Annotated in this window: 17 protein-coding genes and 2 pseudogenes; 12 read left to right on the top strand and 7 right to left on the bottom strand. The window is 66.3% G+C overall.

Annotated elements, in window-relative coordinates; all coding sequences use genetic code 11:
- Positions 1-77: 77 nt before the first annotated feature.
- From R4P95_RS01170 to R4P95_RS01160, 3 genes are all read left to right on the top strand, one after another.
- Positions 78-1601: a hypothetical protein gene (locus tag R4P95_RS01170; protein ID WP_317746692.1), complete on the top strand. Its 1524-nt coding sequence runs from the start codon at positions 78-80 to the stop codon at positions 1599-1601.
- The gene (locus R4P95_RS01165) at positions 1598-2212 is read left to right on the top strand and encodes a DUF305 domain-containing protein (protein ID WP_317746693.1); all 615 of its coding nucleotides are present in this window, start codon (positions 1598-1600) and stop codon (positions 2210-2212) included. The genes R4P95_RS01170 and R4P95_RS01165 overlap by 4 nt, the downstream gene beginning before the upstream one ends.
- A gap of 228 nt (positions 2213-2440) precedes the next feature.
- Entirely contained in the window at positions 2441-2698 is a 258-nt protein-coding gene (locus tag R4P95_RS01160; protein WP_109328146.1) for a Rho termination factor N-terminal domain-containing protein, read from the top strand.
- Positions 2699-2746: 48 nt separating this feature from the next.
- Here R4P95_RS01160 and R4P95_RS01155 read toward each other — a convergent pair whose 3' ends face one another.
- A complete protein-coding gene (locus R4P95_RS01155; RefSeq protein ID WP_317746694.1) occupies positions 2747-3388 on the bottom strand; it encodes a hypothetical protein in 642 nt (213 codons plus the stop codon).
- A 110-nt stretch (positions 3389-3498) separates the two neighbouring features.
- On the opposite strand from R4P95_RS01155, the gene R4P95_RS01150 reads away from it, so the two are divergent.
- Entirely contained in the window at positions 3499-4716 is a 1218-nt protein-coding gene (locus R4P95_RS01150) for a hypothetical protein (RefSeq protein WP_317746695.1), read from the top strand.
- 63 nt (positions 4717-4779) lie between these two features.
- Here R4P95_RS01150 and R4P95_RS01145 read toward each other — a convergent pair whose 3' ends face one another.
- Positions 4780-5073 (bottom strand): WhiB family transcriptional regulator, encoded by a 294-nt coding sequence (locus R4P95_RS01145; protein ID WP_109328148.1) that lies wholly within the window; start codon positions 5071-5073, stop codon positions 4780-4782.
- Between the two features lie 293 nt (positions 5074-5366).
- On the opposite strand from R4P95_RS01145, the gene R4P95_RS01140 reads away from it, so the two are divergent.
- The 3 genes from R4P95_RS01140 (at position 5367) to R4P95_RS01130 (ending at position 8035) form a co-directional block, all read left to right on the top strand.
- Positions 5367-6614, top strand: a complete 1248-nt coding sequence (locus R4P95_RS01140; protein ID WP_317746696.1) for an alpha/beta fold hydrolase — start codon at positions 5367-5369, stop codon at positions 6612-6614.
- Between the two features lie 151 nt (positions 6615-6765).
- Positions 6766-7365 carry an XRE family transcriptional regulator gene (locus R4P95_RS01135; RefSeq protein ID WP_317746858.1) on the top strand — a complete coding sequence of 200 codons (600 nt, stop codon included), beginning with the start codon at positions 6766-6768 and terminating at the stop codon, positions 7363-7365.
- Positions 7366-7438: 73 nt separating this feature from the next.
- Entirely contained in the window at positions 7439-8035 is a 597-nt protein-coding gene (locus R4P95_RS01130; RefSeq protein ID WP_317746697.1) for a transcriptional regulator, read from the top strand.
- Between the two features lie 69 nt (positions 8036-8104).
- Here R4P95_RS01130 and R4P95_RS01125 read toward each other — a convergent pair.
- A pseudogene (locus R4P95_RS01125) lies at positions 8105-8521 on the bottom strand (ammonia channel protein); the annotation flags it as partial.
- On the opposite strand from R4P95_RS01125, the pseudogene R4P95_RS01120 reads away from it, so the two are divergent.
- A pseudogene (locus R4P95_RS01120) lies at positions 8512-8931 on the top strand (M20/M25/M40 family metallo-hydrolase); the annotation flags it as partial. The pseudogenes R4P95_RS01125 and R4P95_RS01120 sit on opposite strands and share 10 nt — an antisense overlap.
- Before the next feature lie 153 nt (positions 8932-9084).
- Here R4P95_RS01120 and R4P95_RS01115 read toward each other — a convergent pair.
- Complete coding sequence (locus R4P95_RS01115) at positions 9085-9621, bottom strand: hypothetical protein (protein WP_213572992.1); 537 nt, start codon at positions 9619-9621, stop codon at positions 9085-9087.
- Between the two features lie 206 nt (positions 9622-9827).
- On the opposite strand from R4P95_RS01115, the gene R4P95_RS01110 reads away from it, so the two are divergent.
- The 3 genes from R4P95_RS01110 to R4P95_RS01100 all read left to right on the top strand — a co-directional run bounded on the left by R4P95_RS01110 (position 9828) and on the right by R4P95_RS01100 (position 12058).
- Complete coding sequence (locus R4P95_RS01110) at positions 9828-10286, top strand: helix-turn-helix domain-containing protein (protein WP_213572991.1); 459 nt, start codon at positions 9828-9830, stop codon at positions 10284-10286.
- A gap of 6 nt (positions 10287-10292) precedes the next feature.
- Positions 10293-11483 (top strand): PIN domain-containing protein, encoded by a 1191-nt coding sequence (locus R4P95_RS01105; protein WP_317746698.1) that lies wholly within the window; start codon positions 10293-10295, stop codon positions 11481-11483.
- Positions 11484-11710: 227 nt separating this feature from the next.
- Entirely contained in the window at positions 11711-12058 is a 348-nt protein-coding gene (locus R4P95_RS01100; protein ID WP_317746699.1) for a hypothetical protein, read from the top strand.
- 242 nt (positions 12059-12300) lie between these two features.
- Here the strand turns inward: R4P95_RS01100 and R4P95_RS01095 are convergent, their stop codons facing one another.
- From R4P95_RS01095 to R4P95_RS01080, 3 genes are all read right to left on the bottom strand, one after another.
- Positions 12301-13389 carry an anti-sigma-D factor RsdA gene (locus R4P95_RS01095; protein WP_317746700.1) on the bottom strand — a complete coding sequence of 363 codons (1089 nt, stop codon included), beginning with the start codon at positions 13387-13389 and terminating at the stop codon, positions 12301-12303.
- 824 nt (positions 13390-14213) lie between these two features.
- Complete coding sequence (locus R4P95_RS01085; protein WP_317746701.1) at positions 14214-14486, bottom strand: hypothetical protein; 273 nt, start codon at positions 14484-14486, stop codon at positions 14214-14216.
- Entirely contained in the window at positions 14483-14620 is a 138-nt protein-coding gene (locus R4P95_RS01080) for a hypothetical protein (RefSeq protein ID WP_317746702.1), read from the bottom strand. Before R4P95_RS01080 ends, R4P95_RS01085 begins: the two co-directional genes overlap by 4 nt.
- A 391-nt stretch (positions 14621-15011) precedes the next feature.
- On the opposite strand from R4P95_RS01080, the gene R4P95_RS01075 reads away from it, so the two are divergent.
- Positions 15012-16193 (top strand): thiolase family protein, encoded by a 1182-nt coding sequence (locus tag R4P95_RS01075; protein ID WP_317746703.1) that lies wholly within the window; start codon positions 15012-15014, stop codon positions 16191-16193.
- Positions 16194-16195: the final 2 nt, after the last annotated feature.

The raw sequence follows: 16195 nt of genomic DNA, 5'->3' as shown, positions 1-16195 counted from the left end.
CGGTGCGCGAATCGAAGAATCGAACTGTTTTCCAGAAACGCCGGTGTTTCTGGTGTGAAATACCTAGCATGTCGCGCATGGGTTCACACCGCTCCCACCGAGGTCGCCGGGTTGCCGCGTTAGCTGGAGTCCTCGCTGTCTGGCTCGTTGCCGCGCCCGCGGTCGCAGACCCGGTGACGGATTTCCTTTCCGTCCAACGCACAGCGGTCGATCGCGCCGAGTGCGGACCGGGGTCGGATCAGGAGTCGGGGATACAAGGGCAGGTGCCGCTCGCGGACCGCCGGAGTGGACGCAGCCAGGAACCGCACTCGTGCAACCTCGGACTGGTCGGCCAACTCCAGGGTCAAGGGGCGGGAATCGTCAGCGCCGCGTATGGCAACTGCGTGTATGTGGGATCGAATATTCCCACCCGGCTCGACCGCCCAGGCCCTGGCGTCCAGGTAGTGGATGTATCCGACCCGGCCCGCCCGCGTCACACCGGGACCCTGATCGAGCCGCCGATGCAGGCCGGCACCTGGGAGTCGCTCAAGGTCGATCCAGGGCGCGGTCTGCTCGCGGGCACGGGCGTCGGACTGTTGACCGGCATCGGCGGATTCTCGATCTACGACGTATCCCAGGACTGCACGCGTCCGCGGCTCCTCAATCCGGGGACGGGAACGCAGCTGTCGCTCCCGCTGCCGATCACGACGCACGAGGGCGGCTTCTCGCCGGACGGCCGGACATATTGGGCTGCAGGCACTGCCGGCGGCCAGTTGTCGGCTGTCGACGTCAGCAACCCCGCCGAACCCCGCGTGGTCTGGACGGGCCTGACCGGTGTGTCGAACCACGGCTTCGGGATCACGCCTGATGGAAACCGCATGTATATTTCGACGCTGGCGGGTATCACCGTGCTGGACATCAGCGCCGTTCAGCGCCGCGATCTCTTTCCCGTGGTGCCGCACGTGGGCCGCAGACTGTGGTCGGACGGTCAGCTGACGCAGCACACCATCCCCGTCACCGTGGACGGCGCACCGGTCATCTTCACCGTGGACGAAGGCGGATCCGGTGGCGTGAAGGTGATCGACTCGTCCGATGATGCGAATCTGCGTTTGATCAACACGATCAAGCTCGAGGTGAACCTGCCGCAGAACATGGACGTGTGGGCCCAGGACAACGGTGGCAACGGCGCCTTCGGTTACGACGCGCACTATTGCAGTGTGGATCGGCCCGTGGACCCCACGGCGCTGGCTTGCGGCTGGATCCAATCCGGTATTCGCGTCTTCGACGTCCGCGACCTGCACGACATCAAGGAGATCGCGTACTTCGTTCCGCCGGGGCAACCGGACAAGGCCGGTCGGCTCGAGAACTCGACGCACGCGACTCTGGGCTCGATAGTCGGCCTTCCGCTGATCGGTTCGATCGCGGTCGCGCGGGCCGCATTGGAGGGCGATATCAACGGAGCGGACGCGGTCGGGCCGGGTACCCGGCCGATCGGAATCGACATGTCCAGCGATTGGTGCATGTCGCCTCCGGAGTTTCGCGGCGACCAACTATGGGTGACGTGCATGGACAACGGCTTCCTGGCGCTGCAGTTCCGGAACGGTGTGTACCCGCTGACATGAAACGTCTTGCTTATGCGGCCGCAGGGCTCGCGTGTGTCCTTCTCGGCGTGGTCGTCGGGGCATGGTGGCAGCACCAGCCCGACCAGCCGCGCGCCGCCACCATGTCGCTCGAGCCTCTGGAAGTGGGCTTCGCACAGGACATGTCGAGCCATCACCTGCAGGCGATCGAACTGTGTCACGCCCTGGCGTCTCCGCGTGAGCCCATGATCGATGCACTGTGCACGCAGATCACCGCCGCCCAGAACCAGGAGATCGGTGTGCTCAGCGGCTGGCTCATGCTGCTCGACCAACCGCAGACTTCCCCGCAACCGATGGCGTGGATGGGAACCGACCGTCACCACTCCGGCGCCCACATGCCTGGAATGGCGAGCTGGGCCGAGATGGACGAGCTTCGTCGGCTCACGGGACCGGCGGCCGAGACGGCCTTCCTTCAGCTCATGATCCGCCACCATCGTGGTGGCCTCGACATGGCCTCCTACGCCGCCCAGCACGCCACCACGCGCGCGGTGGCGCAGCTGGCGACATCGATGATCAAGGAGCAGAGCGAGGAGATCGGCGTCATGGAGCCGATCCTGGCGGCCCGCGGCGGCGAGCAGCTTCCGTACCCGTAATGCCGCTCCGGGGGAGCCGCCACTTCCGATGCACGCCGTCACAGCAGTGCATCCGCTGACACCCCGCTCGTCACAGACGTCGGCGACCGTCACCGCATTGACGACAAGCTGGTTCCCCGGAACCACCATCGTTGATCCGGCCGGCGTGACGCCGAGTCATCTTGTGTGATCTACAGCCGCCCGGGTAATCGGACAGTGCCGGACCTTTTCCCATCGAGGAGACACACCATGCCGCGGTCATCGATCAAAGACGAGAAGGTATACGAGGAAGTACGCAAGGACGGCGCGTCGAAGCAGAAAGCGGCGCGGATCGCGAACGCGGCCGCCAAGCGCGGGCGCTCCGGAACCGGCCGTAAGGGCGGAAAGTCGCAGTCGTACGAGGACTGGACCGTCGACGAGTTGAAGAAGAAAGCCAAGGATGTCGGACTATCCGGATACTCGTCGAAACGCAAAGGTGAGCTGATTGATGCCCTGCGAAACCACTGACAGCGGATGCCACCGTACGCACCCGGCTGCGCCGTCGTGAGGGGCCCTTCACCACACGCGGAACTTCCTGTCGGACACGGTGAATCCGTGCCCGGCGTCGCTCGTGCAGGTGACGCCCGCGGTCTCCTCGACGTGGCAGGTCAGATCATTCACGCGTAGCGACCTGCCGTACGGCAGAACGGTGGCCGGCGAACCGCCCAGCGGGTAGTACCGCGGATCACCCGCGCTGATGAACTGACCCGAGCGGGAACCAGTCACTTCGACGGCGTTGGGCGGTACCGGGATGTCGGGGGCGCCGGATCCGGGAACCTCCGGAGCCGACTCCGGCATCTGGCCGTGACAACCTGCCGTCGGGAGGTCGCCGCCGGTCAGGATCGCGCAGTGGAACTTCGTACTGGGCGTCGTGAAGTAGAAGCTCCCCGCCGCGGTACCCGCGTAATGCTGCGGATCGACTTCCCGGGTTCTTGCGGGCACGCTCGTCACTGCACTGGGAACCACGCTCGGAGTTGACGGGGCCGCACTCCGCATCGAAGTAGGGGGCGTCGACGTGGTCGTTTTCGACGGGGTAGTGGCGGAAAAGGCGGTCGACGGGGCGGCCGCGGTATCGGCGGATCCGCTCACCGAGCCTGCGCACCCGGTCATCAGCAACGCCGTGGTGAGTAGCAGCACCGCGCGGACCGAGAGACTCATGCGGAGAGCTTAGAACTGCGTCCGGCCGAAGCGGTCGCGGCGCGTCCGTCTACTTTCTGGGACAGTAGTTAGAGAGCGATCTGCCCAGAAGCCGGTGTGCAGGAGGTCCGATGTCGGAGAGTGGCCAGTCCCCGTACGGCGAGATCCCGCCGATGATCGACACCGACGAAGAGCGTAGGGCTCGGATTTCTTTCGAGGTTCGGCGTTGGTGTGAGCGAGCCACGATTTCGGGAACGCACCCGCCGTTGTCCGATCAGGCTGCCGTGCTGATCGCTGCCGGACACCTCGACGCGGCCACCCGGCAGGTGCTCGCGAACCGCCGTCGCACCGGCAGGACGATCCCATCGATCGGTGGGTTCGGTCACCTGCGTCTTCTGACGGACGAATACCACCAGGTGGCCCATCGTTGCGACACACTGCGCCCCGGGCCGGCGCAGCTGCTCTTCAAGTACCGCGCCACCGAACTCGCCAGGAAACTGCAGGCGTATCGGTCGGCAGTGGTGATGTCGACAGCGCATTACGGTAGCGGTGTGAGGGCGATGCGCCGTGATCGGAGGGAGGGCGTGCATCTCGACCTCGAGAAGCGTGAGGCGCTCTTTCGGGCTCTGCAGCGGACGCCGACACCGTTGACCGGAAGCGCCTTCGAGCGGGCTGCGAAAATTGCGCGCGGTACCGCTGCGGAGCGGATCGGCCAGGCGTCGCAGAACACTGTAATGGCGGCGGCCGGAAGAAGGGTGGCCGACGCTCTCGGCCGCGGCGTCGACCTCGACGAAGACACCTTCGCCGACGGTTACGACACGCTCCTCTACCTCGCCGGAATGCTGTACGACAGGATCGACGGGTCCCCGGTGTGGCGCTCCGAGCACTTCGCTGTCCAGCGGCACCAACTCGACCTCGCCGACGAGCTGACGCAGATCGCTGTCGACACCGTGGCGTTGCGCGGCATTCGCCTCGAGCTCGACGAGGCACTGCGCGTCACGCACTCCGACAGTGGTCGGCGGCAGATTCAACTCCGGCAGACTGCACTGACACCGGTGTGGGACCAGCTGGTGGACCGCGTTGCGGCGCTGGCGCGGATCGGTGACCTGCTCTCCCGAGCCGAAGTGCAGTTGCGCTCCGTGCTGGCCGTCAACCGGGCGATGAGCCTGGACAGTCGAATCGACGACCTCATCGCCCGCTCAGGCGAACGGGAACTATCGGCCGTGAACACCCACCACGTGGGAGATCAGTTCGACGGAGTGGAGGAGCTGATGCTCACCTACCAGTCGGCGCTGTACGGCGACATCGCCGAACTGACGGCATGGTCGGGGAGTCCGGAGCGCAAATAGAGCCGCTGCACCGGATTTGAACCGGCGCGCACACGTATCCAATCTACGGGCCGATGTCGGCGATCATATGGCGATGTCGCCTCGCCGGTGTTCGATGGCGGCTTGCCGCTCGGATTCGGACATTCCTCCCCACACTCCGAAGGGCTCCTCGACAGCCAGCGCGTGCTCACGGCACTGGACGATCACCGGGCAACGGTTGCACAGCTGCTTGGCTCGCAGCTCACGCTGCTTCCGGATGCGCCCGCGCTGTCCGTCCGGGTGGAAGAACAGCGACGAGTCGACGCCACGGCACAAGCCATGCACCTGCCATTCCCACACGTCCGACAGTGGCTTGGGAAGGTCCGTATATGAAGGCATGTGAACTCCTCGATCGTGACGTGACGTAGGTGGCGGCGTTCTCGCCACCCGACGCTCACCCAGCCCGCACTGCTGGAGCGCGGTGAACATGTGAGGAAACCTGTACCCAGAAACGGGATGTGTCACGCACGCGTCAGAAAACTTTCACGTCGAGGCGTCGGACATTGTCATTCGCCCGATGAACGAGGAGTCCCCTTCGGAAGCTCGGAATGTTCAACTTCCGATCAGCCGGGTAATCGGCTGCCCACGACGCCGGGGGACACGCGCCGCGGCAGTTAATGAAGGAAGAGCACATGGGCGAGGGGCAACCGATCGATCCAGCCAGCATGCTGGCCACCCACTTCCCGCGCGACCTCACCGACACGGTGATGAGCGGCGAGTCGGCCACCGTGGTACTCGACATCGCCGGTCACGGTCACTGGACCGTGTCGATCGACAGCGGTGTCGCAGAACTCCGCAGTGCGGACGGTCCTCGGAAGCCCACGTGCACCATCCGGACCGACGCAGACACGCTCGCCGACGTCCTGATCGGTCGACGTAGCGGGGTCGACGCGTTTCTGGACGGCGACCTCGTCACACGCGGCAGCCTCGCGACCGTGCTTCAGATCGGCGGGGCGTTTGCGCCGGATGTCGAGTTGTCGACGCGGCCGCAGTCGCGGGAAGTCGACGCAGGTGGCGTACGCACGGCCTACCTGGAAGCGGGCCGAGCCGACGCGCCGCCAGTCGTTCTCCTCCACGGCCTCGGTGCCACCAACGCGTCCATGCTCCCGGTGCTGGCCGACCTGGCCGAGGACCACCGCGTCATCGCGCCCGACACCCCGGGGTTCGGTGCCTCGGAAGCACCGTGCTGGACCTATACCGCCCATCAGCTGTACTCCTGGCTTCGAGCCTTCCTCGATGCGGTCGACGCCCGCGGCGCCATCGTCGTCGGCAACTCTCTCGGTGGCCGCCTCGCACTCGAGTTGGCCATGCACGATCCCGAGGCGGTCGCCAAGCTGGTCCTGCTCTGTCCGTCGCCGGCGTTCCGCCGATTCCGGCAGTTGGTACCACTCGTCAAGTTGCTGCCCGTGGATGTGGCGCGCCTACCCACGGCCCCCGTGCCGCGTCCTGTTGTGATGGCGGGTGTGAAGGCGATGTTCGCCGACCCGAACCGAGTGCCACAGAGTTGGTTCGACGCTGCCGTCGACGAATTCGAGATTGCCATGAGCTCCGGTGCACACCGTCGCGCTGCGCTGTCGGCCTTGTTCAACATCTATACCGAGGAAGCTTTCGGCGATACCGGGTTCTGGGGACGACTCCCCAACCTTCGGACACCGGCGTTGTTCCTGTGGGGGAGCGAGGACCGACTCGTTCCGGCCGGCTTCGCTCGCCACGTCAGCGAGGCGATGCCTACCGCGGAATCGGTAGTGATTCCTCATTGCGGGCACGTTCCTCAGCTGGAGCTGCCCGCTCTGACGATGCAACTGGTCCGCGAATTCCTGAACTCGGAACGCACTCCGAGCGCGCAGGCGTCGACCGAGTATGACCTGGCTCTGGGCTGAGCTCGGGCACTCTCCCTCATGATCAGTGTCGTCGAGGTTGCACGGCTCACCAGTAGAAGATCGCCGCGGCCGGAAAGTCCGCTGCAGCGAGGCGCGCCCGGAGACCGGGGTTCACCGCGACACGGGTGATCCCGCGCCCGTCGAGCGTGAGGTGCCGTCCGATACGCCGACCGGCCCTGATCTCGAGAAGGTGATCGGCAAGCAGGTGCGCGCGCTCCGCAAGGCCAGTGGGCTTTCCGTGGCGGACATGGCGGCAAAAGTCGGGATCTCCAAGGCGATGTTGTCGAAGATCGAGAACTCGCAGACGTCGTGCAGTCTGTCGACGTTGGCGCGGCTGGCGGCGGGACCGGACGTACCCGTGACCTCACTCTTCCGGGGTGCGGACGCTGCCCGCGACGCCGTGTACGTCGAGGCGGGCCACGGTGCGGTCATCGTCGGGCGAGGGACCCGGGTGGGGCATCACTACGAACTTCTCGGCTCACTGCGCGGGCAGCACAAGCGACTCGAACCGGTGCTGGTCACACTCACCGACGCCAGCGAGACGTTCCCGTTGTTCCAGCACGCGGGCACCGAACTGCTCTACATGCTCGAAGGTGTCATGGTGTATGGGCATGGTGAGGCCGAGTACACGCTGCGGCCGGGGGATTCGCTGCTCCTCGACGGTGAAGGTTTGCACGGTCCCAACGATCTCGTGCGGTTGCCGATCCGATTTCTCGCGGTCACCGCATACCCCGACCACCACGAGGACTGACGGCAGTCATCGAGATTTCTACCTTCCTCTGCCTCCGCGCCGGGCGTAGAGTGGCGGTTGATTTCGAAAGGTCGTGGTTTCCGTGTTAGCGACAGTTCAGATAGCGTCCGACGACGGGTCCGCGTTGCCCTTCGATCGTCTGGAGCCGGTTTATCTGGCCACCGCGGGCGCGATCGGGCTCTACTATTTCGACTACGGCACCGATGCGCGGATGAGCTCGGATGAGCTCGGCGACTTCTTCCTCGTTCAGATCCCGCTGTCGGGTACGGCCCGAATTACCTCTGGCGCTGAGGAGTTCGATTCGACGATGTCGGTCGCGTCGATTCTGCAGCCGGGGCGCCCCGCGACCATGCAGTGGCATGAAGGGCAATCTCAGCTGATCATCCGCCTGGCGCGCGAAGGTCTCGAGGAGCACTTGCAGGAAATCCTGGGAAGCCCTCTCGCTGAACCGCTGATATTCGAGCCGCAGATGGAACTCGGAAGCCCCGCAATCCGCGGCTGGCGTGATGCGGTCGAACTTCTGGAGCGCGAGGTGGCGAATCATGATCCGATTACTGCAGATTCGGCCGCCATGGAGGAATTCGACACGATCTTGCTGAGTCAGTTCCTGTCCGCTCAGCCGAACAACTACAGCGCGAGGCTGCGGAGTCTGGCTCAGAGTCTGACGTAGCTGATCACACGGTGGCCCTGCCCCGCGGAGTGCTGCGGGGCAGGGCCATCGGCTGTGTCGAGACCGGGATCAGGCCTTGGCGGGGTCCGCCGCCCTGGTCGTGATTGCTTCCGCACCGAGCACCGCGTCGGTGCCGTGCTTCGAGGCGCCGGTGAGGCCGACGGCATCGAGCACGTAGGCCGTCTCGCCGTGCACGGACACGTCGAGGCCGTCGTATTCGCTGTCCTGGTCGGCGCGGATGCCCATGAACTTCTTCAGCGCCGCGGCGATCACCAGCGTGACGATGAAGCAATAGCCGACAACGGCTGCCACGGCGACACATTGGCGCCACAGCACGTCCACACCGCCGCCGTAGAAGAGTCCCGCGGCGCCGCTGGGTGCGGCCGGATCTGCGAGGAATCCGATCAGAACGGTGCCGAGGATGCCGCCGACGAGGTGCACGCCGACGACGTCGAGCGCATCGTCGTAGCCGAGCCGGTACTTCCACCATTCCGTCGGAAGTGCGGGCGTGGCTCGACGCGCGGGCCGCAGACGAGGAGACGTTGACCAAGCTGGTCCAGCAAATCACCGCGGAGGCACGGGCATACGCGGCCGCCGACGGTATCGGTCTCGACGTCGACGCCGAATCCGTCACACCGATCGTCGAGTTCCCGCAGTCCACCCGCGAACGACTGCGCCACTCACTCGCGCACCTCGGTGACGTGCCCGTTCTGCCGACGGCGGCCGGACACGACGCCGGGATCCTGTCCGCAAAGGTGCCCACGGCGATGATGTTCGTCCGCAACCCCACCGGCGTGTCCCACTCGCCCGCCGAGTTCGCCGAACCAGGCGACTGCAACCGCGGCGCCCAAGCCCTGGCGGACGTGATGGCGGACTGGGTCAGCGAGCAGCAGTAGGCACACCAGGGGCAGCGCCAATCCCTCAGCGTTTCGGCGACCGCGGTGACGGTGTCCTCGACGTCCACGACGGGGTTCGGCGTCGACGGGAAAACGTGAAGTCCCTCGTCCGGAAAGGCTGGTCCCGTCAACCGCATCCGCCCTGGACGGCTGTCAGCGTTGGTTCGCGTTCGCCGACGGTTCTGTGCTGCCCTCAAATACCTCTGTGCCGATAACCTGCGGCACTAGTTCTCGTTGTGGTGGGGTGTCATTCCATGCGCGGAGAAGGTCGTTGCAGAGGGTGGTCTTGAGGTTGCGCAGGTGGCCCAGGTCTGATGGTCGCGGGGTCATCGCGGCTTGGAGGAGATGGAGGAACCTGTTGCGTTGTACGCCGAATCTGATGAACAGGTCCTCGGCGTCGGCGCCGCCGTAGGGGGCCCATTCGATGGCGAAGGCAACGAGCGCCCGGTCCGTGGGGCTGATGGAGTGCACGCTGGTGAGGAGATCGCAGGCGTGCAGGGATTGTCGTAGCCAGTCGAGCTCGGGAGAGCCGGTGGGAACGCCGGTGCGGGCGGCGCGTCGTCGCCGGGCCAAGCGGTTGCCGGTTGGGCTGGGCTCGGGGCGATCCCGGCAGAGGGCGCCGGTGTCTGCAGCGGAGGGGTTGAGCGTTGCCGGTGATGTCCTCGGGGGTGGGGCGGGGTTTTCAAGCATGGAAGCCTCGAGCGTGTGAAGAATTGATCGGGTGTTTCTATAGTTCTCCATGCCCCACCGATCCGGACCGGCCATTCGGCGGGGTGAGGTGCCTGTCCAGGTGCTCGCGTGCAGCTCGGCGTGGGATTGGCCGGCTCGGTAGGTGCGCGGCTAGGCCTGGCGGTGGCGCTGATTGCGTGTTCGTTTTTTTCGTTTTATGGTGGGCTATGGCCGCTCTGATGAACCGCACGGTGTTGCCGCCACCCACCGACGATCGGGATCGTCTCGCCGCGCTGAAGGATGTTCTCGCTGGTTCTGAGGAGGTATCGATCTCGACTCCGGAAGGGTCGGTGCCCCTGCCGGACAGTGTCCGAGGGTTACTCGTCGACGCGGTCACTGCGTTGGATCGGGGGCAGGCGGTGACGGTGGAGCCGCATCGCACGGTGCTGACGACGCAGGAGGCCGCAGACCTGTTGGGCGTCACCCGGCCAACGTTGGTGCGGTTGTTGGAGGCGGGGAAGATCCCGTACACCTCACCTGGTCGGCATCGGCGGGTGGAGTTGGCGGACGTGCTCGAGTTCCAGCAGGGTGAACGGGCGCGTCGTGGCCAGGTACTCGAGGAGATGGCCCGCGAAGAAACCGCGGATTCCGGCGATGCCGCTGACGGCTTCATCTCGACCCGCTGATCCGAGATGGCTGCCTTCCGGGTGGTTCTCGACGCGTGCGTCATGCTTTCCCAGACGCTGAATGATCTGCTGCTCACCCTCGCCGATGCCGAGCTGTTCCGGCCGGTCTGGACGCCGGATCTACTCGACGAGGTCGAACGGAATCTGTCTGGCGAGCGGTTCGGGAATTCACCCGAACAGGCGGCGCGGCGAGTGCAGCAGATGCGCAGGGCGTTCCCCTTCGCGGAGGAGGAATCACGCGGATATCGGGAGCTGATTCCCGCGATGGCCAACGAGCCGAAGGACCGGCACGTTCTGGCTGCGGCGGTACGATCCGGCGCGGCTTTGATCGTGACCGCCGATCTGAAGGACTTTCCGCGTGCGGTGCTCGACCCGTTCGACGTCGAGGTCGTCCGCCCCGACGAATTCCTGTGCGATCAACTCGATCTGGACTCGGAAGCGGTGTTCGAGTGCATACACGTGCTGGTCGCCCGCAACACGCTCCCGCCGCGCACGGTGGGGGAGTTGCTCGAGGTACTCGCGCGGCTGACCCCGCGGTTCGTCGACGCCGTCCGGGCATTGCTCGGCGCCCCGGACGAAGCCTCCGGCGCAGGTGCGGAATCGGTGGTGTCGTCTCTTCCGGAGCTGACCGACGAGCAGATCGACTCCCTGCCGCCCGAGGTGCGGCAGACGTACCGGCAGCTTCGTGCGATGGATCCGGTCGAGCGGGTGCGGTTCCTCGGGCATGCCGAGTTGGTGAATGCGGCGTGGGCGTTCTTGACTCCGGTGTGTGTGGACGGGGATCTGCTGTGGGTGTGGCCGAATGTGGATCCCGATTTCCGGGTGGTGCTGGCCCGGAACTGGGTGCAGGACAATCGTCGCGATATCGATGCGGACGGTTGGGATGGTGAGGCAGTTGCGGCAGCCCTCGCCGAACCAGAGCCGGATCATCCGTTGTGGGTACATTTCGAGCGCGTACACGTGCGGTCGTTCCGGGCGATGCTGCCGGATCCGGCGACATGGGGAATCGGTACCGGCACACGGCTGGTCGCCCCGGGAGTCGAAGTGCTCTATGTGTACGACACCTCGACACTGGCGGGCGGCGTGTGGCAGCCATACGACCCCCGCTATGTGTGCCCGGTCCTCATGCATCTGGTCGACGGGCGATGGCTGGTGCGAAACTTGGGGTCTGAGGAGGACCCGGTCATTTGGGGCTGAGTCGACGGTCTCTCCGGCGAATACCCGCACGGGGAGATCGTGTCGGTCGCAGTGAACTGGGTGCTGGGTGTGTCATGTAGGACGCCGGAGCCCACGGCTGCCGCAATAAGGCGGCGATCGGGACGATAACCACTGGGCGCGAGCGCGCTCTGCGGAGAATGTGGAAATCAACAACGGGACTTAAGGCACTAGGCACAAGGTATTTCGTCGTGCTTACGATTCCGAGCGTGACACTCAGCTCCCTGCCCTTGGCCCTTCTACGTGTGAACTATCGACTGGCGCGGCTTCCGCTGCAGTTGGTCGAAGACGTGGCGGTGGCTCGGCTCGACGAACAGGCGCCGATACGGCTTGCGTACGAGCAGATCCTGATCGAGTGTGACCGTGCTGCGGCGTACTTGCTCGGCGATCGGAGAGCGGCCAGGCGGGCGACCGAGCTGACGCGGCGGACCGCGTCGGTGCGCCTGCTGATTGCCCGTGAACATCACCGCGTTCAGCACCGTGGTGTGGTGTTGCTCGATGATCAGCGCGAGCGGTTTCTTCAGCGTCGTCAGCGGGGCGTGGGTTCGTTGACATGACGTGTGTCGTTTCGCCGTTCCGGTGCTGCGTGGTCGGCATACTCGACCGGTGAGCCGGCGGCCCCGGTGAGTAGTAGGGAAGTTTCGCGCATCATCGGGGCGCGCCCGCCGCGCGGACCTTCCACCTGTCGTCCGGTGTCAAGCGTGCATCGCATCTGACTTCGGGCCGGGTGCGTCCTGGTGCCCAGCATTCGCAGCGAATGTTTGCGGGAACCGCAGAGCGCCGCGCGGCCGCCGTGTCTTCAGCTGGTCGGGATTGGCGGCGGGAGCGGTGCCGGAGAAGGCTCCGGGGGTGGTTCCTGGGTGGGCGGTTGGGTAATCGGGTTGTCCGACGGTGGGGGTGGCTGCATGGTCGGGTTCTCCGACGGTGGGGGTGGTTGCGTAGTCGGGTCGTCCGGTGGCACAGGCGCGGGCAGCTGCGGAGGCGGGACCATCGTGATGGTGGGTTCAGGGCTGGGGGACTGCCATGTCTCGGGTGGAAGCGTGAGCGTCGTCGTGAGGAGCGGCGGCACTGACGTGGGCGGTGGTCCGGGAAGCTGCACATCTGGGGGCGGGGTTTCCGGCAGCTGCTCGACTCCGGGCGCCGTCGTGGAACCCGGTGCTTCCAGCACGGTAGCCGGCAGTTCGGTGGTCGTCGTCGGCGCTTCGGTGGTGGCGGTACCGGCCGTTGTGGTCGTCGTCGGCGGGGTGGTGGGAGCGATCTTCTCGAGTTCTGCGGCCAGCTTCGCCCGCCATGCTTCGAGTTCGTTGCGGGTGTCGGCGTCGCGGACCCCGCCGGCACGGTCGGCGGCCCCCTCGAGCAGGTTCTTCGCCGCCTCCGCGTCGCCCGCGGCGATCAGCCGCTCGGCTTCCTGCAGCTGGGAGGTGGTGTCGATCTGCGCGACGGTCGAATCGGCCTGCTGGCTGAACACCACCGATTTGACGCTCCAGAGTGGATCGCCGGGTGCGGCGTTGTACGAGAAGATGGTGACGCCACCTATGACGATCGCGATCGCGGCGGCAGCGCCGGCGATGGGTCGCAACAGGCGGAGCGTGCCGCGGGCGGCGCTGCGTGCGGAACGGGTGTCGGAGGCGTCGATCGCCGCGATCACGTCGTCGAGCAGCGGACCGGTTGGCATCGGCGCCGCGACGATATCGGCGCGCCAGTTGGTCAGCAGAAGCGCGAGTTGGTCCTGTTCCGACGAATCCGATGCGACGGGACCACCACCGGCGATCGCGTCGATCAGCGCGTCGTCGCGGCGTACTGCCGCGACGTCCACCGGTGCGTCGTCGTCTGGGAGATCGGCATCGGGATTGCCGTTGCGGGTGATGCCCCTAGCCAAATCTCTCACCTACCCTCGTCACCTGCGATGGCTCGGTGTTGAGCCATGCCGCCAGCTTCCGTGGTACTCCCCACGGCCGGGTCCTGGCTGACTTACCGACCACGAGGCGAAGGATCACGATCTCCCGGTGCCATTCCGGCAGCGTGCTGAGCAGTCCGTTCACCTGCCTGCTCGCCTTTCGGCTCCAGCGCCCGCGGTTGACTGCGTCATCTGTTATTTCGGTGACGGGCTCCGACTTGTTACCGCATGTCAGCGAAGAAAGATCAATCGGAGCGCTCCACGTCGGTCGTTGCTTTCCGGTGTGGGTCCGCACGCAGTTTGCTGCCGCACGAGCACACCCGTCCTGCTCGGGCCGACCCCGGCACACTCGGGCGGTCCTGAGGCCCTGGGCCGGGGTCGACGTTTGTGCAAGGGCATCGTCTTCGGCGCGAACGATCCTCCTAGTGGGATTATCCCCCGGCAGCCGGTACTTGGCGAGGCCCGGCGGTTGCCGAGGCGTGACCCCCACGGATCTCAGCCAGCTTACAACTGCGGAGGCTTGTTTCCGGTATACCCCGGTGGCGGTGGTCACCGGCAGCGGGTTGTCGCCGCACCTGTGGATGTGTCCGCCCGATCTCGATCAGTTCCAGTGGGCAATCACCCCAAGCTTCGGGACTGTCGCGGTGTCCTAGGTCCGCCGGCCGAGGCTGGTGGACTTGCCCTTTTTGGGAATTCGTTCGGGGTGTGCGTCGGCTCGAACTGATTCACGACCATTCGCCGAGAAGAGGTGGGTGGACCTGCGGCGGACTTTCCAGCGAGTTGAACCGCCGGGAAACCGCGGAAGCCGGCCGCGGTCATTCGCGCCTTTTCAGCCGTGAGGTGTGTCGTTTCGCCACGTCGAGGTCGGCGTCAGCGGTTCCGAGGGTGTCCTGGGCGGCGCGGAGGGCATCGACGGCGCTCTCCAACACCTCCGGCGCCGTGGCCAGGGCGCCGAGGTCGTCCACCGCGAGCGCGGTCGCATCGAGGTCTGCGTAGGTGCGCTCGAGGTCGAGAAGGGTTCGGCGTAGGCCGTGTAGCGCATCCCGCACTGCGGTGACCTGCTCGTCAAGGTCAGCGGGCGTGTTCACGCGATCACGTCCCCGAGCACCGCGGCGGCGTTGTCGAGGTGGCGCTGCACGTCGGCCAGCGTGCCCAACTGCTTGCACACGCCGGCTGTCTGCTGGCCAAGGTCGGTCATGCGATTGCTTCGTCTGTTGTGCATGATTACAGCATGTCGTGCCGGACGGCCGGTCCGATAGCACTTGGCACGCAACGCGCGTCTGATGTGCCGCTCGGCGGGCAGGACGGGCATCGGCGCCCTAAAGGGAGCGGCACTGCGCGAGGCCCGGTTATGGGTGGACCGAGAGACGTCCATGGGCATCTCTGGATCGGCAAGATCGGGGTGCCACGGTCACGCGGAGACGCCGAGGTGCAGTGCTGTCTGCACAAATAACGGCCCTCTGGGCGTACCCGGGATAAAGGCGACGAAGTTCGTCGACGCAGTGGGGTCGCCGAGGAACCACACGCAGGTCACTCGACACCCGTTTCGACGGGCGCGCTACTTTGATGTCCTACTATCTCCCCGGACCGGGAGCAAGACGGAAGGGCATCTGATGAATTCTTCTGAACCGATCGTGGTGATCGACGGCGCGCGGACGCCGGTCGGCAGCTTCGGTGGCACGCTCGCCGGTGTGCCCGCGCACGAGCTGGGTGCGACCGCGGCGCGGGCAGCGCTGGGGCGGGCCGGGGTCGCCGGTGACGACATCGACGAGGTGGTCATGGGCTGCATCGGTCAGGTGGGGCCGGACGCCTACAACGCCCGCCGGGTCGCCCTCGCAGCAGGTCTGCCCGAGAGCACCCCCGCCTACACGGTCAACCGCCTCTGCGGCAGCGGCCTGCAGGCGGTGTGGTCCGCGGCGCAGCAGATGCGCTGGGGTGGGGTGAACTTCGCCCTCGCCGGTGGCGACGAGAGCATGTCCCGGATGCCGTTCTACGATTTCGGCGCCCGGTCGGGGTACAAGCTCGGTGACCGTTCGCTCGTCGACGGCACAGTCGCGATCCTCACCGACCCGTTCGGTGGTGTCCACATGGGCCGCACCGCCGAGGCCGTCGCCCGCAAGTACGACGTCAGCCGGCAGCAGCAGGACGAGTTCGCTGTCGAGAGCCAGCGCCGCGCCGCCACCGACGCCGCGAAGGCCGCTTTCGCCGAGGAAATCACGCCGGTCGAAATCAGCGGGCGCCGTCCGATCACCGTCGAGGTCGACGAGCACCCCAAACCCGGCACCACCCTCGAAACCCTCGCGAAGCTGCGTCCGGCGTTCGAGGAGGGCGGCTCGGTGACCGCCGGCAACGCGTCCGGTATCAACGACGGAGCCGCGGCCCTGGTGCTGGCCACCCAGTCCGCCGCCCGCGAGAAGGGCCTGACCGGGCTCGTCACCCTCGAGGCCGTCGCGACCGCGGCGATGGACCCGGGTCTGATGGGGTACGCCCCCGTGTTGGCGTTGCAGAAGCTGTTCGAGCAGACCGGCACCACCCCGGGTGATATCGACGTGATCGAGCTGAACGAGGCGTTCGCGTCGCAGGCGGCCGCGGTGATCCGGGACGCCAAGCTCGACCCGGAAAAGACCAACCCGTACGGCGGGGCCATCGCGCTCGGGCATCCGGTCGGCGCCACCGGCGCCATCCTGAGCTTGCGGGTCGCCAAGGACCTGGTCCGCCGGGACCTCGAACTGGGCATCGTCACCATGTGCATCGGTGGGGGCCAGGCCCTCGCCGCGCTGTTCCGTCGAGTCTGAGG

This window comes from Rhodococcus sp. IEGM 27, assembly GCF_033142305.1.
In the GTDB taxonomy this organism is placed as follows: Bacteria; Actinomycetota; Actinomycetes; order Mycobacteriales; family Mycobacteriaceae; genus Rhodococcus_F; species Rhodococcus_F oxybenzonivorans.
The sequence above is the reverse complement of the archived record's forward strand: the minus strand, read 5'-3'. Positions and strand labels throughout refer to the sequence as shown.

Coding starts and splice junctions, on each gene's coding strand:
- R4P95_RS01170 (WP_317746692.1), top strand. CDS start 78: ATGGGTTCACACCGCTCCCACCGAGGTCGCCGGGTTGCCGCGTTAGCT.
- R4P95_RS01165 (WP_317746693.1), top strand. CDS start 1,598: ATGAAACGTCTTGCTTATGCGGCCGCAGGGCTCGCGTGTGTCCTTCTC.
- R4P95_RS01160 (WP_109328146.1), top strand. CDS start 2,441: ATGCCGCGGTCATCGATCAAAGACGAGAAGGTATACGAGGAAGTACGC.
- R4P95_RS01155 (WP_317746694.1), bottom strand. CDS start 3,388: ATGAGTCTCTCGGTCCGCGCGGTGCTGCTACTCACCACGGCGTTGCTG.
- R4P95_RS01150 (WP_317746695.1), top strand. CDS start 3,499: ATGTCGGAGAGTGGCCAGTCCCCGTACGGCGAGATCCCGCCGATGATC.
- R4P95_RS01145 (WP_109328148.1), bottom strand. CDS start 5,073: ATGCCTTCATATACGGACCTTCCCAAGCCACTGTCGGACGTGTGGGAA.
- R4P95_RS01140 (WP_317746696.1), top strand. CDS start 5,367: ATGGGCGAGGGGCAACCGATCGATCCAGCCAGCATGCTGGCCACCCAC.
- R4P95_RS01115 (WP_213572992.1), bottom strand. CDS start 9,621: ATGCTTGAAAACCCCGCCCCACCCCCGAGGACATCACCGGCAACGCTC.
- R4P95_RS01110 (WP_213572991.1), top strand. CDS start 9,828: ATGGCCGCTCTGATGAACCGCACGGTGTTGCCGCCACCCACCGACGAT.
- R4P95_RS01105 (WP_317746698.1), top strand. CDS start 10,293: ATGGCTGCCTTCCGGGTGGTTCTCGACGCGTGCGTCATGCTTTCCCAG.
- R4P95_RS01080 (WP_317746702.1), bottom strand. CDS start 14,620: ATGCACAACAGACGAAGCAATCGCATGACCGACCTTGGCCAGCAGACA.
- R4P95_RS01075 (WP_317746703.1), top strand. CDS start 15,012: ATGAATTCTTCTGAACCGATCGTGGTGATCGACGGCGCGCGGACGCCG.